The 24333-nt window shown below is 67.7% G+C and carries 20 protein-coding genes and 3 pseudogenes; 10 read left to right on the forward strand and 13 right to left on the reverse strand.

Annotated elements, in window-relative coordinates; all coding sequences use genetic code 11:
* Window positions 1-27 precede the first annotated feature (27 nt).
* Window positions 28-873: a MurR/RpiR family transcriptional regulator gene (locus tag IDM45_RS17140; RefSeq protein ID WP_209423919.1), complete on the reverse strand. Its 846-nt coding sequence runs from the start codon at window positions 871-873 to the stop codon at window positions 28-30.
* Window positions 867-2371, reverse strand: a pseudogene (gene zwf / locus IDM45_RS17145) (glucose-6-phosphate dehydrogenase). The gene IDM45_RS17140 and the pseudogene zwf overlap by 7 nt, the downstream one beginning before the upstream one ends.
* 167 nt (window positions 2372-2538) lie before the next feature.
* Here zwf and tal point away from each other — a divergent pair.
* Together tal and pgi are read left to right on the forward strand one after the other, a co-directional pair.
* Window positions 2539-3495, forward strand: a complete 957-nt coding sequence (gene tal, locus IDM45_RS17150; RefSeq protein WP_209421120.1) for a transaldolase — start codon at window positions 2539-2541, stop codon at window positions 3493-3495.
* A complete protein-coding gene (gene pgi / locus IDM45_RS17155) occupies window positions 3492-5102 on the forward strand; it encodes a glucose-6-phosphate isomerase (protein ID WP_209423920.1) in 1611 nt (536 codons plus the stop codon). The genes tal and pgi overlap by 4 nt, the downstream gene beginning before the upstream one ends.
* A gap of 206 nt (window positions 5103-5308) precedes the next feature.
* Here pgi and groL read toward each other — a convergent pair whose 3' ends face one another.
* The 10 genes and pseudogenes from groL to IDM45_RS17205 all read right to left on the reverse strand — a co-directional run bounded on the left by groL (window position 5309) and on the right by IDM45_RS17205 (window position 16425).
* Entirely contained in the window at window positions 5309-6955 is a 1647-nt protein-coding gene (groL, locus tag IDM45_RS17160; protein ID WP_209421121.1) for a chaperonin GroEL, read from the reverse strand.
* 95 nt (window positions 6956-7050) lie between these two features.
* Window positions 7051-7341 carry a co-chaperone GroES gene (gene groES / locus IDM45_RS17165; protein WP_209421122.1) on the reverse strand — a complete coding sequence of 97 codons (291 nt, stop codon included), beginning with the start codon at window positions 7339-7341 and terminating at the stop codon, window positions 7051-7053.
* Between the two features lie 242 nt (window positions 7342-7583).
* On the reverse strand, window positions 7584-8471 hold the full coding sequence (locus IDM45_RS17170; protein WP_209421123.1) for an alpha/beta fold hydrolase: 888 nt from the start codon (window positions 8469-8471) through the stop codon (window positions 7584-7586).
* 31 nt (window positions 8472-8502) lie between these two features.
* Window positions 8503-9579, reverse strand: a complete 1077-nt coding sequence (locus IDM45_RS17175) for a branched-chain amino acid ABC transporter permease (protein ID WP_209421144.1) — start codon at window positions 9577-9579, stop codon at window positions 8503-8505.
* Window positions 9580-9595: 16 nt separating this feature from the next.
* A complete protein-coding gene (locus IDM45_RS17180) occupies window positions 9596-10579 on the reverse strand; it encodes a branched-chain amino acid ABC transporter permease (RefSeq protein WP_209421124.1) in 984 nt (327 codons plus the stop codon).
* A gap of 49 nt (window positions 10580-10628) precedes the next feature.
* Window positions 10629-11357: an ABC transporter ATP-binding protein gene (locus IDM45_RS17185; RefSeq protein ID WP_209421125.1), complete on the reverse strand. Its 729-nt coding sequence runs from the start codon at window positions 11355-11357 to the stop codon at window positions 10629-10631.
* Window positions 11354-12130, reverse strand: a complete 777-nt coding sequence (locus IDM45_RS17190) for an ABC transporter ATP-binding protein (RefSeq protein ID WP_209421126.1) — start codon at window positions 12128-12130, stop codon at window positions 11354-11356. The genes IDM45_RS17185 and IDM45_RS17190 overlap by 4 nt, the downstream gene beginning before the upstream one ends.
* 82 nt (window positions 12131-12212) lie before the next feature.
* Window positions 12213-13400 (reverse strand): substrate-binding domain-containing protein, encoded by a 1188-nt coding sequence (locus tag IDM45_RS17195; protein WP_209421127.1) that lies wholly within the window; start codon window positions 13398-13400, stop codon window positions 12213-12215.
* 225 nt (window positions 13401-13625) lie between these two features.
* A pseudogene (locus IDM45_RS17200) lies at window positions 13626-15199 on the reverse strand (sigma-54 interaction domain-containing protein).
* Window positions 15200-15295: 96 nt separating this feature from the next.
* Window positions 15296-16425, reverse strand: a pseudogene (locus IDM45_RS17205) (bifunctional nicotinamide-nucleotide adenylyltransferase/Nudix hydroxylase).
* Window positions 16426-16537: 112 nt separating this feature from the next.
* On the opposite strand from IDM45_RS17205, the gene IDM45_RS17210 reads away from it, so the two are divergent.
* From IDM45_RS17210 to IDM45_RS17230, 6 genes are all read left to right on the forward strand, one after another.
* Window positions 16538-17611, forward strand: a complete 1074-nt coding sequence (locus IDM45_RS17210) for an ATP-binding protein (RefSeq protein ID WP_233457521.1) — start codon at window positions 16538-16540, stop codon at window positions 17609-17611.
* A 227-nt stretch (window positions 17612-17838) separates the two neighbouring features.
* Entirely contained in the window at window positions 17839-18084 is a 246-nt protein-coding gene (locus IDM45_RS17840; RefSeq protein ID WP_233457700.1) for a PD-(D/E)XK nuclease domain-containing protein, read from the forward strand.
* Window positions 18085-18700: 616 nt separating this feature from the next.
* Window positions 18701-19489 (forward strand): SDR family oxidoreductase, encoded by a 789-nt coding sequence (locus IDM45_RS17215; RefSeq protein WP_209422286.1) that lies wholly within the window; start codon window positions 18701-18703, stop codon window positions 19487-19489.
* 53 nt (window positions 19490-19542) lie between these two features.
* Window positions 19543-19953 (forward strand): PaaI family thioesterase, encoded by a 411-nt coding sequence (locus tag IDM45_RS17220; protein ID WP_209424046.1) that lies wholly within the window; start codon window positions 19543-19545, stop codon window positions 19951-19953.
* A gap of 119 nt (window positions 19954-20072) precedes the next feature.
* Window positions 20073-21089 (forward strand): NADP-dependent oxidoreductase, encoded by a 1017-nt coding sequence (locus tag IDM45_RS17225; RefSeq protein WP_209423921.1) that lies wholly within the window; start codon window positions 20073-20075, stop codon window positions 21087-21089.
* 11 nt (window positions 21090-21100) lie between these two features.
* Entirely contained in the window at window positions 21101-22006 is a 906-nt protein-coding gene (locus IDM45_RS17230; RefSeq protein ID WP_209422285.1) for an SDR family oxidoreductase, read from the forward strand.
* A gap of 59 nt (window positions 22007-22065) precedes the next feature.
* On the opposite strand, the gene IDM45_RS17235 is transcribed toward IDM45_RS17230, so the two are convergent.
* Window positions 22066-22320, reverse strand: a complete 255-nt coding sequence (locus IDM45_RS17235) for a hypothetical protein (RefSeq protein WP_209423922.1) — start codon at window positions 22318-22320, stop codon at window positions 22066-22068.
* On the opposite strand from IDM45_RS17235, the gene IDM45_RS17240 reads away from it, so the two are divergent.
* Together IDM45_RS17240 and IDM45_RS17245 are read left to right on the forward strand one after the other, a co-directional pair.
* Complete coding sequence (locus IDM45_RS17240; protein ID WP_209423923.1) at window positions 22319-23998, forward strand: C2 family cysteine protease; 1680 nt, start codon at window positions 22319-22321, stop codon at window positions 23996-23998. The two genes, IDM45_RS17235 and IDM45_RS17240, sit on opposite strands and share 2 nt — an antisense overlap.
* Window positions 23995-24312, forward strand: coding sequence for a hypothetical protein (locus IDM45_RS17245; RefSeq protein WP_209423924.1), 318 nt, complete (start codon window positions 23995-23997; stop codon window positions 24310-24312). Before IDM45_RS17240 ends, IDM45_RS17245 begins: the two co-directional genes overlap by 4 nt.
* Window positions 24313-24333: the final 21 nt, after the last annotated feature.

Here is a 24333-nt window from a genome sequence, read left to right on the forward strand (position 1 = left end):
AGTGGGGGAGGGAGAAAAAGCCCCCGCTCAGGTATAGCGCTTGGCCCGCAGGTTGTTCTTCATCTGCTGCAAGAGTGGCTGCAGCGGCTCACCGATGCGCAGCGCCACGCGCGTGGCCAGCACATCAATGACCAGCAGGTGCAGCAGGCGCGACACCATGGGGCTGTAGCGGTCGTAGCCCTCGGGGTGGTCGGCGGCCAGGTGGATCTGGCACGAATGCGCCAGGGGCGAGCCGCTGGCCGTGATGGCAATCGTCGTCGCGCCGCGCCGGCGCGCGATGTCGGCGGCGTCCATCAGGTCGCGCGTACGCCCCGAATTGCTGATGATGACCGCGCAGTCGCCCGGCTGCAGCAGCGTCGCACTCATGACCTGCATGTGCCCGTCACTGGCGCTGAGGCTGGTGATGCCTAAGCGAAAGAACTTGTGCTGCGCGTCCTGCGCCACGATGCCGGAGTTGCCCGCGCCATAGAACTCGATGCGCCGCCCGGTCTGCCAGGTGGCGGCAATCGCTTCGGCGGCGCGATCCAGCGCCTGGACGCTTGCGGCATTGCGGTACTGCAGAAAGGCCGCAACGGCGTTATCCACCACCTTGACCAGCACCTCGCCCGTGCCGTCATCGGCGTCCACGCTGCGGTGGATGAAGGGCACGCCCTCGCTCACGCTGCCGGCCAGGCGCAGCTTGAAGTCCGCCAGGCCGCCATAGCCCATGCTGCGGCAAAAGCGCACCACAGTAGGCTTGCTGACCTGGGCGCGCGCGGCCAGCTCGCGCACCGGCAGGCGGGCAAAGGCGCGCGGATCCTGCAGTACCAGGCGTGCCACGCGCTGCTCGGCCGGCGCCAGCGAGGGCAGCGAGGCGGTGATGCGCTCTAGCATTCCTCGGCCCAGGTATTGCCGTCGCGCGCCACCAGGGCGCTGGCTGCGCCCGGCCCCCAGGTGCCGGCGGCGTAGGGGCGCGGGCCGTCGCCGCGCGCGTTCTGCTCGTCCCAAAATTCCATGATCGGCTCGACCCAGCGCCACGCGGCTTCCTGCTCGTCGGCGCGCACGAACAGGTTCAGCCGCCCGTCGATCACGTCCAGCAGCAGGCGCTCGTAGGCGCCCACGCGCTTGGCGCCAAAGCGCTGGTCAAAGTCTAGATCCAGCGTCACCGGCGTCAGGGCCGGCGCCTCGCGGGCCGGGCTGGGCCTGGCTGCGGCACCAGCGCCGGTGCGCCGGTCGTTGGCGGCGGCGGCGAACAGGTGCAGCTCCAGTCCATCGCGCGGCTGCAGGTGGATGACCAGCCGGTTGGCGCCGCACGCGAGCGGCGTGCGGTAGATGGCGTGCGGCGTGGGCCGCAGGTGGATGGCGATGTGCGCCTCGTGCGCCGCCAGGCGCTTGCCGGTGCGCAGGTAGAAGGGCACGCCCGCCCAGCGCCAGTTGGCGATGCCGGTGCGCAGGGCGACGAAGGTCTCGGTCATGCTGTGCGCTGCCACGCCGTCCTCGGCGCGGTAGCCGGGCACCGGCTGGCCGGCCCGCTGCCCGGCGGCGTACTGGCCGCGCACCACGTCGTGCGCCAGCCGCTCGGGCGTCCAGGGCTGCAGCGAGCGCAGCACTTTGAGCTTTTCGTCGCGGATGGCGTCGGCGTGCGCGTTGATGGGCGGCTCCATGGCGATGGCGCACAGCAGTTGCAGCGCGTGGTTTTGCACCATGTCGCGCAACGCGCCGGTCTGGTCGTAGAAGGCGCCGCGCTTTTCCACGCCGAGCTGCTCGGCGATGGTGATCTCGATGCTGGCGATGGTCTCGCGCCGCCACCAGGGCTCGAACAGGGCGTTGCCAAAGCGCAGCGCCAGCAGGTTCTGCACGGCCGGCTTGCCCAGGTAGTGGTCGATGCGAAAGATCTGCTGCTCGCCGAACACGGCGCGCACGCGGGCGTTGATGTCCTGGTTGGACGCCAGGTCATGGCCCAGGGGCTTTTCCAGTACCACCCGGGTGCGGGGCGTGGCCAGGCCGGCGGCGCCCAGTTGCTCGCAGGCGGTGGTGAACAGTTGCGGTGCCGTGGCCAGGTACATGACCACCACGTCCGCCGATCGCTCGGCCAGGCGCGCGCGCAGCAGGGCGTAGTCGCCGGGCTGGCTCAAGTCCATGCGCTGGTAGTGCAGCAGGGGGCGAAGCGGGCGAATTCGGCCTCGCTGGGGCGCTTGTCGGGCTCCACGGCGGCCAGGCGCTGGCCGATCAGCGCACGGTATCCGTCATCCGACAACTCGTCGCGCGCCACGCCGATGATGCGCCCGCCCTCGGGCAGCGTGCCATGGCGGTGCGCCTGCGCCAGCGCGGGCAGCAACTTGCGCCAGGCCAGATCGCCCGTGCCGCCGAACAGAACCAGATCAAAGCTCATGGCGCCGAATGTTATCGAGTTTCACCCCCGGCGCCGGCTGGCAGGCGGGCCGGCTGCACGCGCATACACTGTTTGCGCTCTTGCCGCGCGCACCTGCCGATGGCAAGCCGACGCTGAACGAGCAACGCCAAACGCCCAACGCCAAACGACATACGAGAGGTCTGTGTATGAACCAGCTTGATGCCCTGCGCCAGTTCACCACCGTGGTGGCCGATACGGGAGATTTTCGCCAGCTCGCGCAATTCCAGCCGCAGGATGCGACCACCAATCCCTCGCTGATTCTCAAGGCGGTGCAAAAGCCCGAGTACGCGCCACTTTTGACGCAGGCCGTGGCGCAGGGCAGCGGCCAGCACATCGACGCGCTGATGGATCGGCTGATCGTGCGCTTTGGCTGCGAGATCCTGCAGCTCATCCCCGGGCGCGTGTCCACCGAGGTCGATGCCCGCCTGTCGTTCGACACCGATGCCACCGTGGCGCGTGCCGAGCGCCTGATCGAGCTGTACCAGGCCGAGGGCGTGGACACGGCGCGCGTGCTGATCAAGGTCGCCGCCACCTGGGAGGGCATCGAGGCCGCGCGGCTGCTGGAGCGCCGGGGCATCCACACCAATCTGACGCTGCTGTTTTCCTTCGCCCAGGCCGTGGCCTGCGGGCAGGCCGGGGTGCAGCTGATCTCGCCCTTCGTGGGCCGCATCTACGACTGGTACAAAAAACAGGCCGGCAGCAACTGGGACGAGGCTGCCATGGCCGGTGCCAACGACCCCGGCGTGCAAAGCGTGCGCGCCATCTACCAGCACTACAAGCACTTTGGCATCGCCACCGAAGTCATGGGCGCGAGTTTCCGCAACGTCGGCCAGATCATCGCCCTGGCCGGCTGCGACCTCTTGACCATCGCGCCCGAGCTGATGGCGCAGCTGCAATCGAGCACCGCGCCGCTGGAGCGCGCGCTCGACCCGGCACAGGCGCGCGCGCTGCAGCTGCAGCCCGTGCAGTACGACCAGCCGGCCTTCCGCTACGCGCTCAACCAGGACGCCATGGCCACGGAAAAATTGGCCGAGGGCATCCGCGCCTTCGCCGCCGATGCGGCCAAGCTGGAGCAGCTGCTGCAGGCGCAGGCCGGCGCATGAGCAGCCCCGGGGCCGACTGGCGCGACACGCGCACGCGCTGCGACCGCACGCCGGCCTGGGGCCGGCTGCAGGCGCACTGGGCGCAGGCCGGGCGCTGTTTTGACCTGCGCGCTGCCTTTGCCGCCGGCGGCGCGGCGCGCGTGGCGCATTTCAGCCAGCAGGCGCCGCATGTGTATGCCGATCTGTCCAAGAACCTGATCGAGCGGGACACGGAAGCCCTGCTGCTGCAACTGGCGCGCGAGTGCGGGGTCGAGGAGTACCGCCGCGCCCTGTTCGCCGGCGCTGCCATCAACCACACCGAAGGCCGCGCGGTCATGCATTGGTTGTTGCGAAATCCACCGCAAAGCCATGCTGGGCAAGCGCTGTCAGCTATGAAAAGCGCAGCAATCGCCGAGGCCGATGCGCAAGTCCACAGCGTGCTGGAGCACATGCTGGCGCTGGCCGAGCAGGTACGCGCCGACGGTGCCATCACCGACATCGTGAACATCGGCATCGGCGGCTCGGATCTGGGGCCGTCCATGGCCGTCAAGGCGCTCGATGACCTGCGCCATCCGGGCAAGCGGCTGCACTTCATCAGCAACGTCGATGGCATGGAGCTGGGCAGCTTGCTGCGCGGGCTGCGGCCCGGCAGCACGCTGTTCCTGATCGCCTCCAAGACCTTCACCACCGCCGAGACCATGACCAACGCCCACGCGGCGCGGGCCTGGTTTCTGGCGCAGGGCGGCAGCGCGGCGCAGCTTTCGCGGCACTTCTGGGCGCTGACGACCAACCTGGACGCCGCCGCCGAGTTCGGCATCGCCACCACGCTGGGTTTCTGGGACTGGGTGGGCGGGCGCTATTCGCTGTGGTCGGCCATCGGCCTGCCGATTGCCATTGCCATCGGGGCTGAGGGTTTTCGGGCGTTGCTGGCCGGCGCGCACGCCATGGACGAGCACTTTCGCACCGCGCCGCTGGAGCGCAACCTGCCCGTGCGCTTGGGCGTGCTGGACGTGTGGTATCGCAACTTCCACGGTTTTGGCAGCCGCTGCATCGCGCCCTACAGCCACGGCCTGCGCCGGCTGCCGGCCTATTTGCAGCAGCTGGAGATGGAGAGCAACGGCAAGGGCGTGGACGCCGCCGGTGCGCCGCTGCCCTATGCCACGGCGCCGGTCATCTGGGGCGAGCCGGGCACCAATGGCCAGCACGCCTTTTTCCAGATGCTGCACCAGGGGCCGGATGTCATCCCGGTGGAGTTCATTGCCCTGTGCCGCCCCGGGCGCGATCTGCCCGGGCAGCACCCGCGCCTGCTGGCCAATGCGCTGGCGCAGGCGCAGGCGCTGATGCTCGGGCGCGATGCGCTGCAGGACGGGCATCGGCACTTCGGCGGCAACCGGCCCAGCACCTTCTTGCTGCTGGAGGCGCTCACGCCCGAGGCGCTGGGTGCGCTGATTGCCCTGTACGAGCACCGGGTGTTCGTCTGCGGGGCGGTCTGGGGCATCAACAGCTTCGACCAATGGGGCGTGGAGCTGGGCAAGGTGCTGGCGCAGGGCCTGGAGCCGCGCCTGGCCAGCGGCGATACGGCGGGGCTGGATGCATCCACCGCCGCGCTGCTGCAACAACTGCGCTGAGCCGGCGCCTGTCTTTCTCCCCCACCCCACCCTCTGCCGCGCGCGGGAGAGGGAGCGAACCGGCACCATGACCCGCCGGCCCCCATTCCCGCCTTCCCCCACAGGGGAAGGAGCAAAAAAACCCCGCCGGTCTTGCAACCTGCGGGGTTTCCTTTTTGCCGCAAAGGGCAGGGGGCGAGCGGCCACCCGGGCCGCTCAGGCCGGCATCACATGCCCATGCCGCCCATGCCACCCATGCCGCCCATGTCGGGCATACCGCCGCCGGCGGCTTCTTCCTTCGGTGCCTCGGCGACCATGGCCTCGGTCGTCAGCAGCAGCGAAGCCACGGACGCGGCGTTCTGCAGCGCCGTGCGGGTCACCTTGGTCGGATCCAGGATGCCCATCTCCAGCATGTCGCCGTAGGTGTCGTTGGAGGCGTTGTAGCCAAAGTTGCCCGCGCCTTCCAGCACCTTGTTCACGACCACCGAAGGCTCGCCGCCGCCGTTGGCCACGATCTCGCGCAGGGGCGATTCGATGGCTTTGAGCACCAGCTTGATGCCGGCGTCCTGCTCGGCGTTGTCGCCCTTCAGATCACCGATGGCCTGGCGTGCGCGCAGCAGCGCCACGCCGCCGCCGGCCACGATGCCTTCTTCCACAGCAGCGCGGGTGGCGTGCAGGGCGTCTTCCACGCGGGCCTTCTTTTCCTTCATCTCGACCTCGGTAGCAGCACCCACCTTGATCACGGCCACGCCGCCAGCCAGCTTGGCCACGCGCTCTTGGAGCTTTTCGCGGTCGTAGTCGCTGGTGGCTTCCTCGATCTGCACGCGGATCTGCTTGACGCGCGCCTGGATGTCGTCGGCGTTGCCGGCACCGTCGATGATGATGGTGTTTTCCTTGCCCACTTCGATGGTCTTGGCCTGGCCCAGGTCGGCCAGCGTCACCTTCTCCAGCGACAGGCCCACTTCCTCGGCGATGACCTTGCCGCCGGTGAGGATGGCGATGTCTTCCAGCATGGCCTTGCGGCGGTCGCCGAAGCCCGGCGCCTTGACGGCGACGACCTTCAGGATGCCGCGGATGGTGTTGACCACCAGGGTCGCCAGGGCTTCGCCCTCGACTTCCTCGGCAATGATCAGCAGCGGACGGCCGGCCTTGGCGACTTGCTCCAGCGTGGGCAGCAGGTCACGGATGTTGCTGATCTTCTTGTCGAACAGCAGCACGAAGGGGTTGTCCAGATTGGCGGACTGCTTCTCGGGGTTGTTGATGAAGTAGGGCGACAGGTAGCCACGGTCGAACTGCATACCCTCGACCACGTCCAGCTCGTTGTCCAGGCTCTTGCCGTCCTCGACGGTGATCACGCCTTCCTTGCCGACCTTGTCCATGGCGTCGGCAATGATCTTGCCCACCGACTCGTCGGCGTTGGCCGAGATCGAGCCGACCTGGGCGATTTCCTTGGAAGTCGTGGTGGCCTTGGACTGCTTCTTGAGCTGCTCGACCAGGGCGACGACCGCCTTGTCGATGCCGCGCTTCAAGTCCATCGGGTTCAGGCCGGCGGCCACGTACTTGGTGCCTTCGCGCACGATGGCCTGGGCCAGCACGGTGGCGGTGGTCGTGCCGTCACCGGCGATGTCGTTGGTCTTGGAAGCCACTTCCTTCACGAGCTGCGCGCCCATGTTCTGCAGCTTGTCCTTGAGCTCGATTTCCTTGGCCACGGACACGCCGTCCTTGGTCACCGTGGGGGCGCCGAAGGAGCGCTCCAGCACCACGTTGCGGCCCTTGGGGCCAAGGGTCACTTTCACGGCGTTGGCCAGGATGTTCACACCCTCGACCATGCGGGCGCGGGCTTCGCCGCCGAACACTACGTCTTTTGCTGCCATTTTTCTATTCCTGAATTTGGTTCAAATCGGCTGCAAACCCTTGCTGGGCAAGCGTGAGCAGCTATGAAAATTGATGCGGTGTGCGCTGGGGAGAATTACTTCTCGACCACGGCGAACAGGTCGTCTTCCTTCATGACCAGCAGCTCGTCGCCGTTGATCTTGACGGTCTGGCCGCTGTACTTGCCAAACAGCACGCGGTCGCCGACCTTGACGCTCATGTCCATGCGGTCGCCGTCCTCGTCGAACTTGCCGGGGCCGACGGCGATGACTTCACCCTGATCGGGCTTCTCGGCAGCGTTGTCCGGGATCACGATGCCCGAAGCGGTGGTGGTTTCGCTCTCGATACGCTTGACGATCACGCGATCGTGCAGGGGGCGAAGATTCATGGCTCTCTCCTGTGTGCAAAAAGGTTGGGGTCAAACAAGGCGCCCGCTGGTTGGCGGGCGCTGGGGTCTGGGGTTGCAGCAGGCGGGGCTTGTTAGCACTCATCTGCTTCGAGTGCTAATGATAGGGGCATTTGGCGCGCTTTCAAGAGGCGCTGCGCCCAGGAGAGGGGCTGGACGGGCAGATACCGCCCAATTTTTTGAATCAAATCGGGCTTTTGCCCTTACTGGACAAGCGCTGCCAGCTATGCTTTTTGAGATGCTTTGGCCAGAAAAGCATCGACCAGCGCATAGTGCTGCGGCACGTTGAGCGCCGGGGCGTGGCCGCAGCCCGGCACTTCGACCACCTCCAGCAGGCCGCGCGCGCCCGGGCCGCGCGTGCGCATTTCGGCCACGGTGCCGGGCAGCACCAGGTCGGAGTCCACGCCGCGCAGCAGCAGCACCGGTAGGGCCAGCGCGTCGTAGTGCTGCCAGATCAGGTAGTCGTCGTCATGCGCCGTGAACTGGCGCACCATGGCCGGGTCGTAGTGCGGCGTCAGGCGCCCGTCGGGCAGGCGCCGCGCCGAGGTCTCGGTGAGGTGCTGCCACTGCGCGTCGCTCAGCCAGCCATAGGGCGCATAGACCTGGCGGAAAAAGGCTTCCAACTCAGCCATGGTGGCAAAGCTGGGCGGCTGGCCGGCGTAGGCGCGGATGCGCGCCAGTGCCGCCTCGGCCAGTTGCGGCGCGTTGTCGTTGAGCAGCAGGCTGCGGATGCGCCCGGCCAGTTGCGGCTCGGCCAGGCCGGCGGCGCACAGCGTGCCGATGGCGCCGCCCATGGAGGTGCCGATCCAGTGCGCCTGTCCGATGTCCAGGCGCTCGAACAGCTCGGCGGCCAGACGGGCATAGAAGGCCAGGCAGTACTCCTGGTCGGGCCACGCCGACCACTGGCTCAGGCCGCGCCCCAGGGTGTCCGGGCAGATGACGCGCCAGCGCCCGGCCAGGTGCTGCGCCAGCGGATCCATGTCGCGCCCGGTACGCGCCAGGCCGTGCCAGGCGATGACCACGGGCGCCTGCGGATCGCCCCATTCCGTGTAGTGAATCTCATAGCCGGCGCAGGTGGCGTAGCGCGAACGGGGAGTGCAGGAAGTGCTCATGGTCGAAAGCCTTGGATAGCCGCGAAACAGGTCAGGCGCTGCGCCGGTGCAGGGCCGCCGCGCGCAGCCGCCCCACCACGCCGGTGGGGAAGTAATAGACCGACAGCACGAACAGCAGGCCCAGCCACAGCAGCCAGCGGTCGGGCGAGAGCAGGGTGGACAGCCAGGGCAGGGCGGCGGTGGCCTCGTGCCCCAGGCGCAGCAAGTCCTGCAGATAGCTTTGCGCCACCAGGAACAGCACCGCGCCGATGGCCGCGCCGTAGATCGTGCCCATGCCGCCGATGACGACGATCAAGAGCACGTCCATCATGATCTCGAAGGACAGCGAGGTGTCCGGCCCGTTGTAGCGCAGCCAGATGGCCAGCAGGCAGCCGGCCAGCGTGGCAAACAGGGCGGACAGCACCGATGACAGCGTGCGATAGATGACTACGCGATAGCCGATGGCTTCGGCGCGGAACTCGTTTTCGCGGATCGCCTGCAGCACCCGGCCAAAGGGCGAGTTCACGATGCGCAGCAGCGCCAGCACCAGCGCCAGCGCGACCACGAACAGCAGGTAGTACGAAACCAGCCGCCCGTCGATGGTCACGCCCAGGAAGTCATCCTCGAAGGGCTCGAAACTGGGCGACAGCAGCAGGGGCATCCGGAACGTCAGCCCGTCCTCGCCGCCGGTGAAGTCCGACAACTGCGAGGCCAGCGTCTGGAAGGCCGCCGCCACGGCCAGGGTGATCATGGCAAAGAAGATGGCGCGCACGCGCAGCGAGAACAGGCCCACGGCCAGCGCCAGCGCCAGCGCCAGCGCCAGCGCTCCGAGTGTGCCCACGGCCAGCGCGCCCCAGGTGGCGCCCAGGCGCGTGGTGGCGATGGCGATGCCATAGGCGCCGATGCCGAAGAACATGGTGTGGGCGAAGCTGACGATGCCGGTATAGCCCAGCAGCAGGTCGAAGCTGGCCACCAGTACCACGAACACCAGCACCTTGGCGGCCACGTTGAGCGCCTTGACGCCTGGAAACAGGAAGGGCGCCAGCGCCAGCCCGAAGAAGATCGCCAGCAGCAGCGCCGCCAGCACGCGGCTGCCGGGGCGGTCGCCCGAGAGGATGCGGTTCATCAGCATGGTGTGCAGCCCTTCAGCGGTTGGCCACTGGATACACGCCCTGCGGGCGCCACAGCAGCACCGCGACCATCAGCGCGATGTTGGAAAACAGCGCAGCCTTGGGGAGCAGAAAGCCGGTGTAGTTGGCCATCAGCCCGACCAGCAGCGCGCCGATCAGCGCGCCCGAGGTCGAACCCAGGCCGCCGATGATGATGACGATGAAGATCAGCACGTTGACCTGCGCGCCCATCTGCGGCACCACGCTTTGCTGGTACAGGCCCCACATCACGCCGCCTAGGCCAGCCAGCGCGCTGCCGGCGACGAACACGCCGATGAACAGCCGCTGGACGCGGTAGCCCAGCGATTCGACCATCTCGCGATCCTGCACGCCGGCGCGGATCAGCAGGCCGACCTTGGTGCGCGAGAGCAGCCAGGCCAGCAGGGCGAACACCGCCAGGCCGACCAGCACCGCCACTACGCGGTATTTCTCGACGGCGGCATCGCCCAGCAGCCAGGCGCCCTTCATGCCGTCCGGCAGCGGCAGCGGGATCTGCTGCGGCCCCCAGATGGCCTTGATCAGCTCCTCGCCGATGATCATGCCGCCCATGGTGATCAGGATCTGCTTGAGGTGCTGGCCATAGACCGGGCGCACGATGAAGCGCTCGAAGGCCAGGCCCACGGCGCCGGCCACCAGCATGGCAACGACCATGGCCGGCAGCACCGCCAGCAGGTTGCGCCACAGCTCGGACGAACCCGTCCAGTCGCTCATGGCGCCCAGCACGCTGGTGGCCACGAACGCCCCCAGGGCGATGAACACCCCGTGGCCGAAGTTGAGCACGTCCATCAGGCCGAAGACCAGGGTCAGGCCCGAGGCGATGATGAACACGATCATGCCCATGGCCAGCCCGGCAATGGTCAGCGTCAGCCAGGTCGAGGGCGAGCCGACCAGCGGCAGCGTGACCAGGGCCAGCAGCGGCACCAGGGCCAGGGGTTTCCAGTCGAGGTCGCGGGTGATCATGGGGTTGGCTCCTTCCCCTTGTGGGAGAAAGATTCGGATGCGCCGGGATTCATAAGGCCAGCCCTAGCAGCGCTTGCTGCAGCGCCGCATCGCCCGCCAGCTCGGCCATGCTGCCGGCGTGGACGATGCGGCCGTTGTCCATCACCGCCACGCCATCGCCCAGGCGCTGGGCGAAGCTCAGGTTCTGCTCGACCAGCAGGATGCTGACCCCGCTGGCCTTGAGCTGGGCAAAGGCGTCGATCATGTTGTTGATGATGCTGGGCGCCAGGCCCTTGCTGGGCTCATCGACGATGAGCAGCTCGCGCGGCTCGACGATGGCGCGCGCCACGGCCACCATCTGCTTTTGCCCGCCCGAGAGCTTGCCCGCCGGGTGGTGCCAAAACTTTTCCACGGCTGGAAAGAGCTGGAAGATCCACTGCAGCCGCGCGCTGTCGATGTGCTGGGCGCTGCGTGCGCCGCGTGCCGCCAGAACCAGGTTTTCCTGCACCGTCAGGTCGGCGAAGATGCCCATGTTCTCGGGCACGTAGGCAATGCCCAGTTGCGCGATCCGGGGCGTGGCCAGGCGCGTGATGTCGCGCCCCTGCCATTGCACGCTGCCCTGGGAGGCCCGCCACAGGCCCATGATGGTGCGCAGCGTGGTCGTCTTGCCGGCGCCGTTGCGCCCCAGCAGCATGGTGACCTGGCCGCGTGGCACGGCCAGATCGACCCCGTGCAGGATGTGGTAGGCGCCGATGTGGGTGTGTACGCCCTGCAGCGTCAGCACTGCCTGGGCGCTCATGCCGGCTCCCCCGGTGCGCTCTCGCGCACGCCCAGATAGGCCTGCTGCACCACCGGCGAGGCAATCACCTCGGCGGGCGGGCCATCGGCCACCAGTTGCCCGTTGGTCAGCACGATGATGCGGTCGGCCAGCTCACGCACCACGTCCATCTTGTGCTCGACCAGCAAGATGGTCTTGCTGGCATCTCGCTTGAGCTGGCGGATCAGCTCCAGGATGACCGGCGCCTCGTCGTGGCTCATGCCGGCGGTGGGCTCGTCGAACATGTAGACCTGCGGCTCCAGCGCCATCAGCAGGGCCACTTCGAGCTTGCGCTGGTCGCCATGCGGCAGGCTGGCCACGGGGGCATCGCGGCGCAGGGTCAGCGCCACGCTGTCCACGATGGCCTGGGCGCGCTCGGTCAGCTGGCGGTGGTCGCTCCACACGCTCCACAGGTTCAGGCCACGGCGGTGGCGCCCGTCCTGCGTGGCCTGCACGGCCAGGCGCACGTTCTCCAGCACCGACAGGCCGGGAAACAGGTTGGTCAGCTGGAAGGCCCGCCCCAGCCCGGCGCGGGTGCGCGCCGAGGCCGGCAGGCCCGACAGATCGCGCCCGGCCAGCAGCACCTGCCCGCTGCTGGCCTTGAGCTGGCCCGAGATCAGGTTGAAGTAGGTCGTCTTGCCCGCGCCATTGGGGCCGACGATGGCGGTGAGCGTGCCCGGCGCAAACGCGCAGCTCACGCCATCGACGGCCACATGGCCGCCAAAGCGCACGCTCAGGGATCGGGTTTCCAGCATGGGTTTCGGGCGAGAAACGGATGGTTGGGCTGTGACTCCTTCCCCCTCTGGGGGGAGGAAGCGAGACAACAAGAGCGGGTTTTCAGCGCTGATTGCGGATGGGGATCTGCATCTCTTCGGGCTTGATCTCGCGCACCAGCTCGGGCACGCCCCAGGCAAAGGCCGGGTCGGCCTTGATCTTGAAGTGGTACATGCTCTGCATGGCCTGGTGGTCTTCGCGCCTGAAGGTCATCAAGCCCTTGGGCGTCTCGAAGCTCATGCCCTCCATGGCCTTGATCAGGGTGTTGGCGCGGGTTTCGCCGCCGGTCTTCTTCAGCGCGGCGACGATGGCCATGGCAGCGGAAAAGCCCCCGGCGGTGAAGAAGTCCGGCGGCGACTTGAACTCACGATAGTGCTCGGCCACCAGGGCCTCGTTGACCGGGTTCTTGGGGATGCCGAAATAGTAGTACGTCGCGCCCTCCATGCCGGGGAAGTTCTTGTAGCTGGCCATGGCCGGCAGGATGTTGCCGCCGGTGGCGATCTCGATGCCGTAGCGCTTCAAGTCCAGGTCGGCGATCTTGAACGGGTTGCCCGCGCCGGCCCAGACGATCCAGATGATCTTGCGCCCGGGCTGATCCTTGAGCTTGTCGATCAGGCGCTGGGCGCCGGCGGTGAAGTCGGTGGTGTTGGTGGGCAGGTACTCCTCGTGTACCAGCTTGGCATTCTTGAGCGCGTCCTTGAAGGCTTTCACGCCATCGCGGCCAAAGGCGTAATCCTGCGCCAGTGTGGCGATGGTGACGCCCGGCTTGTCGATGGCCACGGCATTGCTGATGGCGTCCTGGCTGGAGTTGCGCCCGGTGCGGAAGATGTATTTGTTCCACTTGTCGCCGGTGATGGAGTCGGCCACGGCCGGCTCGACCAGCAAAATCTTCTTGTACTCCTCGGCCACCGGCAGCATGGCCAGCGCCACGCCCGAGGAGGTCGGGCCGACCGCCAGATCGGCCTTGTCGTCCGAGTAGGCCGCCGCCAGCAGGCTCTTGCCCAGGTCGGGCTTGCCCTGATCGTCCTTTTCCAGCACCACCAGCTTCTTGCCGTTGACGGCCATGGTGCCGCCAGTGGCGTAGTTCAAGCCCATCATCAGGCCGGTCTGGGTCTGTTTGCCGTAGGCCTCCAGCGGCCCGGTCTTGCTGTAGATGTGGGCGATGCGGATCTCGGACTGGGCCAGGGCGGAGGTGGACAGCGCGGCGGTGGCTGCGAGGGCGGCCAGGGCCACCAGGGAGCGGCGATACATGGCGAAGGTCTCCTGTTGTGAATTTGTGAGTGAAGTAAATGGACAAGCTATTGCACAAGCCGTGCCAGTTCTGAATGGCTGTGCGTTGTGCGTTGTGCGGTATGGGTTCTGCGAATGCTCACGCCAAGCGCTCAATTCGAAAAAATGGCCTGATGGCCCGCCCTCATTCTTGTATCTGTCCGGATTTCAGGCAAAAAACTGCCTGGAATCCAGGCAGTTGCTCGATCAATGATCAGGGTTTTCCAGTATCACGCTACCCAGTCTCTCGTACAGCTTGGCACGCGAGATGCCCAGGGTGCGCGCCGTGGCCAGCTTGTTGCCGCCGTGGGCGCGCAGGGCGGCGGTGATGGCGCGCCGCTCCAGCTCGGCGATCTGCTGCGGCAGCGGGCGCAGCAGCAGTGCCTCGCTGTCCGCTGCCTGGGCGGTGCTGGCGGCGTCCGGCGCGCCGTGCGGTGCATCATCCAGCGGGGCGGCGGCAACTGGCTCGCTGCCGGCCTCGCGCAGCACGCGCGCCAGTTGCGCGGCATCCAGGCTTTGGCGGTCGCTGCGCATGGCGGCCTGTTCCAGCACGTTGCGCAGTTCGCGGATGTTGCCGCGCCAGGGCTGGCCTGCCAGCAGAGCCAGGGCATCGGGCAGCAGCTCGGGCGGGGCGTCGCCGCCCCGCAGCGCCAGCTCCTCGCCCAGTGCCTCGACCAGCGCCGGGATGTCGCCGCGCCGCTCGCGCAGCGGCGGCACGCGAATCGGCAGCACGTGCAGGCGGTAGAACAGGTCTTCGCGAAAGCGCCCGGCGCGCACCAGGGCGGGCAGGTCACGCGAGGTCGCGGCCAGCACGCGCACGTCGAAGGGCACCAGCCGGTTGCTGCCCAGCGGCTCGATCTCGCCCTCCTGCAGCGCCCGCAGCAGCTTGGCCTGCAGGTGGATGGACATGTCGCCGATCTCGTCCAGGAACAGCGTGCCGCCGTCGGCCAGCTTGAACTTGCCGTCGCGCCCGCGCCGGTCGGCGCCGGTGTAGGCGCCGGGAGCGACGCCGAAGAACTCGGCCTCCAGCAGCGTCTCGGGGATGGCGGCGATGTTGACGCTGACAAACGGCCCGCCGGCGCGGCTGGAAGCGGCATGGATGGCGTGCGCCAGCAGCTCCTTGCCGGTGCCGGTCTCGCCCAGCAGCAGCACCGGGCTGCTGGAGCCGGCGGCGCGGCGTGCCTGGCGCTTGACCTCGGCCGCCGCCGGGCTGGTGCCGATGAAGCTGGCGAAGGTGTACTTGGCCCGGCGCTGGCCGTGGCCGGCGCTGTTGGCCAGGGGTGGCTGCGCCGTGCGGCCAGTTCGCGCCGGGCGTCGTCCAGATCCTGCTGCATCTGCGCGAATTTGCTGATGAGCGGGCGCAGCGTGGTCTGCGGGTGCTCGAAGAAGACCATGCCGATGGCGCCGATGATGCCGCCCGCCTCGTCGCGCAGCGGGATGCGGCTGACCACGAAGGTGCCGGCGCGGTTGGTGAGCAGGTCGATCAGCTCGGGCTGGCCGGTCTCCAGCACGCGGCGCATCTGCGTGCCGGGGATGGCGTCCTCGACCATGTGGCCGAGGAAGTCATCGACCGACTGCAGGCCCAGCGCCGGCAGAAAGCGCTGGTAGCTGTCGTTGACCCAGACGATGCGCCCGCTCCTGTCGATCAGGAACATGCCCTGGCTGATGCTGGAAAACAGCTCGAACATGGAGCGTGCGGCCAGCGCGTGGATGCCCTGGGCGTCCAGGGGCAGGGTACTCGATGACGTGGACAGTGGTGGGGTGGGGGCCGAGGCAGGCATTGGACAATCGTAGCGCCCGGCCCCTGGCCGGGGCCATGAGGCTGGTTGTGCGTTGTGCGTCGGAGCTCTGGGCTGTTCGCGCACAACGCACAACGCTCATGGCACAACCATTGGGGCGACGTCTGCCTGCCGGATGCCTTGGGCGCTCGCCCGGCCCAGGTTCAGACCCAGGAAGTGATCCAGGATGTGGAAATGGTCGTCGTGGAACTGGTCCTCCAGCGCTGCCAGCGCCGCCACGTCCACCCACTGCGCGGCGCTGGCGTCGTCGCCGCCGCGCACTTCGGGCAGGGCGGCGTCCCCCAGATCGAAGCAATGCACATGGCTGATGACGCGCCCGCGCTGGCTGCGTTCGGGGTGGTCGAACACGGCCACGTCGCGCAGCGCGGCGCGCAGCGTGGCCTCGGGCAGGGTGCAGTGCGTCTCCTCGGCCAGCTCGCGCAGGCAGGACTGCCACAGCGTCTCGCGCGGCTCGATGAAGCCGCCGGGCAGGGCCAGCAGTCCCCGGCCCGGCGCCTGGGCGCGGCGGATCAGCAGCACCTTGCCCTGGCACAGCAGCAGCGCATCAACGGTCACGAAAACCGGCGGATAGGGCGCGCAGGCCCACTCGGAGCGGTACTCGCGCAGCATCTGCCACTCGCGCTGCAGCTCGGCGTAGGCCGGCGTATGGGCAGCGGCGCGCAGCCGGGCCTGGGTGGGCGGGGGCAGGTCGGGCAGCAGCGGGGCGAGGGCTGCGTCCAACGCGGCATCCAGCTCGGCGGGTGGGTGCGTGGTGCCCGGCGCTGGAGGCGGCAGGGCGCCCAGCCAGGCATCGCGGATGCGTGTGGCGTCCATGCCGCCCTGGCGCGGCAGGCTGACCAGCTGCCAGTCCGGGAACCAATCCAGATAGCTGCTGCTGGCGTCCTTGAAATGACCGACCAGGGCGATGCGCGCACCGGCCCCGGCGTGCGGCGCCACGGCGGCGCGCACGGCGTCGGCCCAGCGTGTCTGGTCGTAGTAGTCGCGCACCGGCAGCACGTACAGGCGCTGGGCGCCGGCCTCGGGGCGGCGCCCAGCAGCATGGCGGCGCGCTCCTGCCAGGTGAAGGGGTTGCGCGGCGTGCGTGCCTGGTGCGCCGAGCCGGCAATCACCAGCACCCGCCGCGCCTGGGCCAGGGCGTGGCGCAGCAGGGCAACGTGGCCGCTGTGTACGGGCTGGAAGCGGCCAATCAGGAGAGCCAGATCGAACATGGGTGATGGAGGTTCAGCTAGGGATCTGCGCAGTATGAAGCGGCTGCGGCGTGGCGGCTGGAGCCTGGTTTCTGCGGGCGCTGTGGAGTCTGGGCCTTCCTACAATGCCCCGATGGCCCGCAAGCAACTCCCCATCGGCATCCAGACCCTGGCCAAGATCCGTGCCAAGGACTGCTACTACGTGGACAAGACGCCGATTGCGCTGCGGCTGATAGCGCAAGGCTCGTACTTTTTCCTGTCGCGTCCGAGGCGCTTCGGCAAGAGCCTGTTCCTGGACACGCTCAAGGAGCTGTTCGAGGGTAACCGGGCGCTGTTCGAGGGGTTGCACGCCGAGCAGCACTGGGATTGGTCAGTCAAGTACCCGGTGCTGCGCTTCAGCTTTGGCGGTGGCATGGTGCAGGATGCTGCCGACCTGCAATCACGCCTGGACTCGCACCTCAAGCGCTATGAGGACGAAACCGGCTGCCCGCGCACCGACAGCAGCCACGCCGAGCGCTTTCGCAGCCTGATCCACCATCTGGCCGAGCAGACCGGCCAGCGCGTGGTGGTGCTGATCGACGAATACGACAAGCCCATCCTCGACCGCATCGAAGACCAGGACGTGGCGCTGCAGCTGCGCGAGGTGCTCAAGGACTTTTATTCCGTCATCAAGGACAGCGACGCGCACATCCGCTTTGCCTTGCTGACCGGTGTATCCAAGTTCAGCAAGGTGAGCATCTTCTCGGGCCTGAACAACCTGGAAGACATCACCATCAGCCCCGAGTACAGCAGCATCTGCGGCTACACCGACCACGATGTGGACACCGTCTTTGCGCCCGAGCTGCCCGGCCTGGATCGAGGCGAGATCCGGCGCTGGTACAACGGCTACAGCTGGCGCGGCGAGTCGGTCTACAACCCTTCGATGTGCTGCTGCTGTTTCGCAACCGCCAGTTCCAGCCCTACTGGTTCGAGACCGGCACGCCCACCTTTTTGGTCAAGCTGCTCACGCGGCGGCGCCAGTTCACGCCCGCGCTGGAAAACGTCTTCGAGTCGGCCACGCTGCTGTCGAGCTTCGAGGTGGACAACATCGCCACCGAAGCGCTGCTGTTCCAGGCCGGCTACCTCACCATCACCGGCGAGCGCTACCGCCCCGGGCGGCTGGCGCTGCAGCTGTCCTATCCCAACCTGGAAGTCAAGACCAGCCTGAACAACAGCCTGCTGGGCGCACTGTGCGGCGCCACCGAAGTGCCCGAGCGCTACATCAACCCGGTCTATGACCTGCTCGAAGCGGGCGACCTCGCGGGGCTGCAGCAACTGCTGCACAGCTTCTTTGCCAGCATCCCGCACGACTGGTACCGGGGCAACCCCATCGCCCAATACGAGGGCTACTGGGCCAGCGTCTTCTACAGCTACTTTGCTGCGCTGGGGCTGGACATGGTGCTGGAGGACGCCACCAACCAAGGCCGCATCGACATGGCGCTGCGCTGGCTGGGGCAGACCTGGCTGTTCGAGTTCAAGGTCGTGGAGCTGGTGCCTGAAGGGCGGGCCATCGAGCAGCTGCAACAGAAAAACTACGCCGACAAATACCGCGCCAGCGGGCCGGTGCATCTGGTGGGCGTGGAGTTCAGCCGCGAGAGCCGCAACATCGTGGCATTCGATACGCTGACCGTGGGTAGCTGAGGCGCTTGCTTCCTCTGCCTCTTGAGGGTGCGTCTTCACCCCCTCATCCTTTGAGGAGCACCTCTTCCCCCCTCCCCCCCTGGGGGAGGGCTGGGGTGGGGGCCAGCGACGCTGGCCGCACGGCATGGCGCGCCAGAACCAGCCGGCCCCCATCCCGGCCTTCCCCCAGCGGGGGAAGGAGCCAGGACAGCGCACGCCTGCATCGGGCGCAGCGCATGGCAGCACACCGCCTGCATCAGCCCCGCAGAACTCCTGTTTTGATAGCTGTCAGTGCTTGCCCGGCAAGGGTTTGCAGCCGATTTGACCTGAAAATCAGCAAAAAAACGCCGCAAAACCCCGCCTCCAGACCCCAGGCCGCCCCAAAACCGTCCGAAGCAGCCTGTTTCCGCTCTGTTTTAACAATCAAATCAGCCTGAAAGCCCCGTCTGGCAAGCGCTGATAGCTATTATTTTTGATAATTCTTCACCCCCGCATCGATGGTGCCTGCCGGGATGCGCCGATGCTGCCTGAGCACCGGGCCGGGCAATCGCCCATGCGACAGGGGCGCCCGTACCCGGGCCGGCACAATGATTGCCGCTTGTTTTCCCTCACTCACAACCCTACGGAGACCCCCACCATGGCACGCACGGTGCAGCAACTTTTCGATCTTTCCGGCAAGACTGCCCTGGTCACGGGCGGCTCGCGCGGCCTGGGCCTGCAGATGGCCCATGCCCTGGGCGAGGCCGGCGCGCGCATCGTGCTCAGCTCGCGCAAGGCGCAGGACTTGCAGGAGGCCGCCGCCGAACTGCAGGCCGCTGGCATCGACGCCCAGTGGATCGCCGCCGACTGCGCCAGCGAGGACGACATCCAGCGCCTGGCGCGCGAGACGCTGGCCCTGCTCGGCCACGTGGACATCCTGGTCAACAACGCCGGCGCCAGCTGGGGCGCACCGGCCGAAGACCACCCCACCGCCGCCTGGGACAAGGTCATGAACCTGAACGTGCGCGGCTACTTCCTGCTGTCGCAGGCGATTGCCAAGGGCAGCATGATCGGGCGCAAGGGCGGGCGCATCATCAACATTGCCTCCATTGCCGGCCTGGGCGGCAACCCGGCGCAGATGAAGACCATCGCCTACAACACCTCCAAGGGCGCAGTCATCAATTTCACGCGCGCGCTGGCCGGCGAGTGGGGCGGCTACGGCATCACCGTCAACGCCATCTGCCCGGGCTTCTTCAAGACCAAGATGGCCACTGTGCTGATCGAGCAGCTGGGCGAGGAAAAAATGGCCCTCCAGGCGCCGCTGCGCCGCCTGGGCGACGACGAAGACCTCAAGGGCATCACGCTGCTGTACGCCAGCGACGCCGGCAAGCACATCACCGGCCAGTGGCTGGCGGTGGACGGCGGCGTGAGCGCGCTGGTCGGCTGATGGCAATGGACATGCAGACGCAGGCGCAAGGGTCGCAGCAGCCCGGGCGCGACGTGCTGGACTTCGGCGCCGACATCCCCTTCATCCGCGAGCTGGGTGTCACGCTGCACCACATGGCCGATGGCGAGTCCGAGCTGCGCTACCAGGTGCAGCCGCGCCACACCAACTCCTTTGCCGTGGCGCACGGCGGCGTCACCATGACGCTGCTGGACGTGGCCATGGCCGTGGCGGCGCGCAGCGTGACGCCCGACATGGGCGTGGTCACCATCGAGATGAAGACCAGCTTCATGCAGCCCTCGCGCGGCGCCCTGGTGGCGCGCGGGCGGCTGCTGCACCGCACGCGCTCGACGGCCTTTGCCGAGGCCACCGTCCACGACCAAGAGGGGCGCCTGTGCAGCCAGTCCACCGGCACCTTCCGCTACGTGCCGCGCGCCGACGCCAGCGCCCAGCCGGCCACCGACTGAAACCGCCCGAAACCTGGGATTCCCCTCCGGGTTATGGGTCAAAAGTGCTGGAAAGCCTTGCCAGGCAAGCGCTGATAGCTATCAATTTTGAATATCATTGTGCAACTCAAGGAGTGACCATGCCACGCAATCAGCAAATCCTGCTCGACAACCGCCCCCAGGGCGAGGCCACGGCGGCCAACTTCAAGCTGGTCACCACCGACACCCCGGCGCTGGCGCAGGGCCAGGTGCTGGTGCGCCACCACTACCTGAGCCTGGATCCCTATATGCGCGGGCGCATGAACGACGCCAAGAGCTACGCCGCCTGCCAGCCGCTGGGCGAGGTCATGCAGGGCGGCACCGTAGGCGAGGTGGTCGAGAGCCGCCACCCCGACTACCACAGCGGCGACCAGGTGGTCGGCATGGGCGGCTGGCAGGAGTGGAGCGTGGTCGATGCCGGCCAGCCCGGGATGCTGCGCAAGGTGGACACCACGCACGTGCCGCTGTCGTACTACCTGGGCGCCGTGGGTATGCCCGGCGTCACCGCCTGGTATGGCCTGACGCAGATCATCGACCCCAAGGAGGGGCAAACCGTGGTGGTCAGCGCGGCCACCGGCGCCGTGGGCAGCGCCTTCGTCGCCCTTGCCAAGGCGCGGGGCTGCCGCGTGGTCGGCATTGCCGGCGGGCCGGACAAGTGCCGCTACGCCACCGAGGAGCTGGGTTTTGACGAGTGCATCGACCACCGCCAGCACCCGGACTTGAAATCCATGTCCGCCGCCCTGAAGGCCGCCTGCCCGAACGGCATCGATGGCTACTTCGAGAACGTCGGCGGCCACATCCTGGACGCCGTGCTGCTGCGCTCCAACGCGTTTGCCCGCGTGGCCGTGTGCGGAATGATCGCCGGCTACGACGGCCAGCCGCTGCCGCTGCAAAACCCGGCGCTGATCCTGATCAACCGTATGCGGGTCGAGGGCTTCATCGTCAGCGAGCACATGCAGCTGTGGCCGCAGGCGCTGCGCGAGCTGGGCGCCCTGGTGGCAGCCGGCAAGCTGCGTCCGCGCGAGAGCGTCGCTGAAGGCCTGGCCGCAGCGCCCGAGGCCTTTCTGGGCATGTTGCGCGGCAGGAATTTTGGCAAGCAGCTGGTCAAGCTGGTCTGACGGGAGGCGCCATGATCGAGAACTTCGAAGGCAAGGTGGCACTGCTCACGGGCGCCGGATCGGGCTTCGGCCTGGAGTGCGCGCGCATCGGCGCGCGCCGGGGCATGAAGCTGGTGCTGGTCGATGTGCAGCGCGATGCGCTGGACGCCGCCGCTGCCGAGATGCAGGCCCTGGGCGCCGAGGTGCTGGCGCGGCGCGTCGATGTGTCCGATGCCCAGCAGATGGAGCAGCTGGCAGCCGACGTGCAGCAGCACTGGGGCGCGCCGCACCTGGTGTTCAACAACGCCGGCGTCGGCTCGGGCGGGCTGGTCTGGGAGAACTCGGTGCGCGACTGGCAGTGGGTGCTGGGCGTGAACCTGTGGGGCGTGATCCACGGTGTGCGCCTGTTCACGCCCATGATGCTGGACGCCGCCCGCGCCGATCCGGCCTGGCGCGGCCACATCGTCAACACCGCCAGCATGGCCGGCCTGCTCAACCCGCCCAACATGGGCGTCTATAACGTCAGCAAGCACGCCGTGGTCAGCTTGAGCGAGACGCTGTACCACGACCTGTCGCTGGTCACGACCCAGGTGGGCGCCAGCGTGCTGTGCCCCTACTTCGTGCCCACCGGCATCATCGCCAGCGAGCGCAACCGCCCCGCCGACATGGCGGATGAGCAGCTGACACCCAGCCAGCGCATCAACGCGGCGATGACCGTGAAGGCGGTCGAGAGTGGCCGCGTCAGCGCCGCCGAGGTGGCGCAAAAGGTCTTCGACGCGGCGGCGGCAGGCCAGTTCTACATCTACAGCCACCCGCAGGCGCTGGGCAACGTCAGCAGCCGCATGGACGCCATCGTGCAGGGCGCCAACCCGCCCGACCCGTTTGCCGAGCGGCCCCAGGTGGGCGAGCAGCTGCGCGCGGCGCTGCGCGGGCAGTGATGCCGGGCGGTTGAGTCAGAACACAAGGACGGGCCGTTTGCAAGGCCCGTTTTTTTTGGTCAAAAACGCTGTAAACCCTTGTCCAGTAAGCGCTGACAGCTATCTTTTTGAGAATCTGGCAGCTTTTGCTGGAATACGGGAAACCCTGAGTCCAAGGCTTGAGCAGGTTGTGTCGTGGAACCGGGCGCGGGTGTGCCGTTACCCATGCGTGCGGCAGTGCCTTGCCTGCGTCTTGCCGATCCGCAGGCGCTCTGCCCATCGGTGTTTTCCAGACAGACCCTTATCCATTCTTGCGTTGGCAGGAGCTTTTTCATGACCATCCCCTACGACTCCGTTGAAGGCCGTGCGCGCTACATCGACCAGGCCATCCTCTACGTGGACGCGCGCGAAAGCTGGAAGGTGGGCGACTTTGGCCAGACCATCGCCGAGTACCGCGCCATCACCTACCAGGGCGTGCCCCTGAGCGATGCCATCGGCGTGGTGGCCCTGGCGGTGGACAAGACCGCCGACGGCTACACCCTGTATGCCACCTCGACCAGCGGCACGCGCGAGTTCTACAGCGCCCGCCTGGATCACGCGGGCAGCGTGCTGGAGGTGCGCGCGCTGGACGACCGTGAGCTGATCCAGGCCGAGATCGCCCTGGGCACCGACCTGAACGGCAATGGCGGCATCGGCGGCGGCACCGTGCTCTACACCGACAGCCAGGAACTGGACATCAGCGTCAACGAGCTGGGGCAGCTGTGCATCGACAACGGCCTGGGCACGCTGGTGCCGCTGTTCTTTGGTGGCGCTGCCGTCACCGTGGACACCCTGGGCGATGCGCTGGACATCACCGATGTGCTGGCCACCAGCAACGGCTACCAGCTGTGGGTGGCGGACTACCAGGGCAACGTGGTGCAGGTGGGCTTCAGCACCGGCGGGCACAGCAGCACGGTCACGGCGCTCACGCCCGAGCAGGTGCGCGCCGCCGAGGCTGCGCGCAACGTCGATCTGAACAACCGCACCGACACGCCGCTGACCGAGGGCTGGACGGCCATGCTGCAGACCGAGGCCGTGCGCGGCCTGGTCGAGCAGCTCACCGCCGACGGGCAGCGCCTGGGCCATGCCGACCTGGTCAACATCGTGGCCACCGCCATCGCCAGCGTGCCGCCGGGCCAGCAGGTCGGCGCGGCGCTGGTGGGCGACCTGCGCGCCATCGCAGCGCGCGGCCAGGCGCTGTTCGGCCAGGACGCCGAGAGCACGGACTACCTGAGCTTCGTGTTCGACCAGATGGTCAGCACCAGCCGGGCCAACAGCTTCTATACCGGCGGACAGACGCGCGCCAGCGCCCTGGGCAGCCTGAACGCCGAGTCGAGCGCCGAGCAGCTGCAAAAGCTCGGCGGCAAGTGGCTGCTGGGCCTGGACTTGCCCAACCCCACGACCGAGGGCGACACCGCCAACCCCGAGGCGCGCGCCGCCACCGGGGTGTACAAGGTCTTCGACGCGCCGCTGTTCGGCAGCGCCGGGCCGCAATTTACCGACGTCAACCAAGGCTCGGCGGGTACCTGCTACCTGATGGCTTCGGCGGCGGCGGTGGCGCATTCCAAGCCAGGCGCCATCGAGGCGGTGTTCGTCAGCAATGGCGCCAACGCCCTGGGCCAGCAGACCTATGGCGTGCGCCTGTATGACGGGCGCGGGCAGACGCACTGGGTCACCGTGAACAACCAGCTGGTGGTGGCCAGCGCCGAGGACGACGTGCCGCTGTACTCCAAGCTGGCCAACACGCTGACTCCGCAGGACACCAAGCTGTGGCTGCCGCTGCTGGAAAAGGCCTATGCCCAGATGAACGAGCAGGGCTTCCTGGGCCGCGAGGCCATGAGCAACGGCAAGAACGCCATGTGGGCCATTGAGGGCGGCTTCAGTGAGGCCGGCAGCTATATCCTGGGCACGGGTTCGTGGACATACAGCGACGACGCCGAGGACGTCGGCTACCAGGTCAACCACAACCCTTGACCACCGTCCAGCTGCTGCCCGAGGGCCTGAGCGATGTGCAGGTGCTGGCGCGATACCTCAACGGTGGCAACACCTTGTTCGTCGGCTCTTCGGCCAACACCCACGATGCCGACCAGCGCATCCTGTTCACCGAAGGCCACGCCTACATCATCATGGACGCCGACCCGGCGGACGCGCACAACACCACGGTCACGGTCTATAACCCCTGGGGCTCGACCACGCCGGACAATCCCAACTACGTCGCCCCCTTTGCCGCCGATATGGCCGACCTGGTCGGCGTCGAAGGTCTGTCGTTCTGGCTGTATGACTTCTGAGCAACCGGGCGGTCGCCCAGG

The sequence above is a fragment of the Melaminivora jejuensis genome, assembly GCF_017811175.1.
Taxonomy (GTDB): domain Bacteria; phylum Pseudomonadota; class Gammaproteobacteria; order Burkholderiales; family Burkholderiaceae_C; genus Melaminivora; species Melaminivora jejuensis.

Bases quoted from the DNA above. Each gene is read 5' to 3' on its own strand.
- IDM45_RS17170 (WP_209421123.1), bottom strand. From the start codon at position 8,471: ATGAGCACTTCCTGCACTCCCCGTTCGCGCTACGCCACCTGCGCCGGC.
- pgi (WP_209423920.1), top strand. From the start codon at position 3,492: ATGAGCAGCCCCGGGGCCGACTGGCGCGACACGCGCACGCGCTGCGAC.
- IDM45_RS17840 (WP_233457700.1), top strand. From the start codon at position 17,839: ATGGTGCTGGAGGACGCCACCAACCAAGGCCGCATCGACATGGCGCTG.
- IDM45_RS17210 (WP_233457521.1), top strand. From the start codon at position 16,538: ATGGCCCGCAAGCAACTCCCCATCGGCATCCAGACCCTGGCCAAGATC.
- IDM45_RS17180 (WP_209421124.1), bottom strand. From the start codon at position 10,579: ATGATCACCCGCGACCTCGACTGGAAACCCCTGGCCCTGGTGCCGCTG.
- IDM45_RS17240 (WP_209423923.1), top strand. From the start codon at position 22,319: ATGACCATCCCCTACGACTCCGTTGAAGGCCGTGCGCGCTACATCGAC.
- IDM45_RS17230 (WP_209422285.1), top strand. From the start codon at position 21,101: ATGATCGAGAACTTCGAAGGCAAGGTGGCACTGCTCACGGGCGCCGGA.
- groL (WP_209421121.1), bottom strand. From the start codon at position 6,955: ATGGCAGCAAAAGACGTAGTGTTCGGCGGCGAAGCCCGCGCCCGCATG.
- IDM45_RS17215 (WP_209422286.1), top strand. From the start codon at position 18,701: ATGGCACGCACGGTGCAGCAACTTTTCGATCTTTCCGGCAAGACTGCC.
- groES (WP_209421122.1), bottom strand. From the start codon at position 7,341: ATGAATCTTCGCCCCCTGCACGATCGCGTGATCGTCAAGCGTATCGAG.
- IDM45_RS17195 (WP_209421127.1), bottom strand. From the start codon at position 13,400: ATGTATCGCCGCTCCCTGGTGGCCCTGGCCGCCCTCGCAGCCACCGCC.
- IDM45_RS17140 (WP_209423919.1), bottom strand. From the start codon at position 873: ATGCTAGAGCGCATCACCGCCTCGCTGCCCTCGCTGGCGCCGGCCGAG.
- tal (WP_209421120.1), top strand. From the start codon at position 2,539: ATGAACCAGCTTGATGCCCTGCGCCAGTTCACCACCGTGGTGGCCGAT.
- IDM45_RS17190 (WP_209421126.1), bottom strand. From the start codon at position 12,130: ATGCTGGAAACCCGATCCCTGAGCGTGCGCTTTGGCGGCCATGTGGCC.
- IDM45_RS17235 (WP_209423922.1), bottom strand. From the start codon at position 22,320: ATGAAAAAGCTCCTGCCAACGCAAGAATGGATAAGGGTCTGTCTGGAA.
- IDM45_RS17185 (WP_209421125.1), bottom strand. From the start codon at position 11,357: ATGAGCGCCCAGGCAGTGCTGACGCTGCAGGGCGTACACACCCACATC.
- IDM45_RS17225 (WP_209423921.1), top strand. From the start codon at position 20,073: ATGCCACGCAATCAGCAAATCCTGCTCGACAACCGCCCCCAGGGCGAG.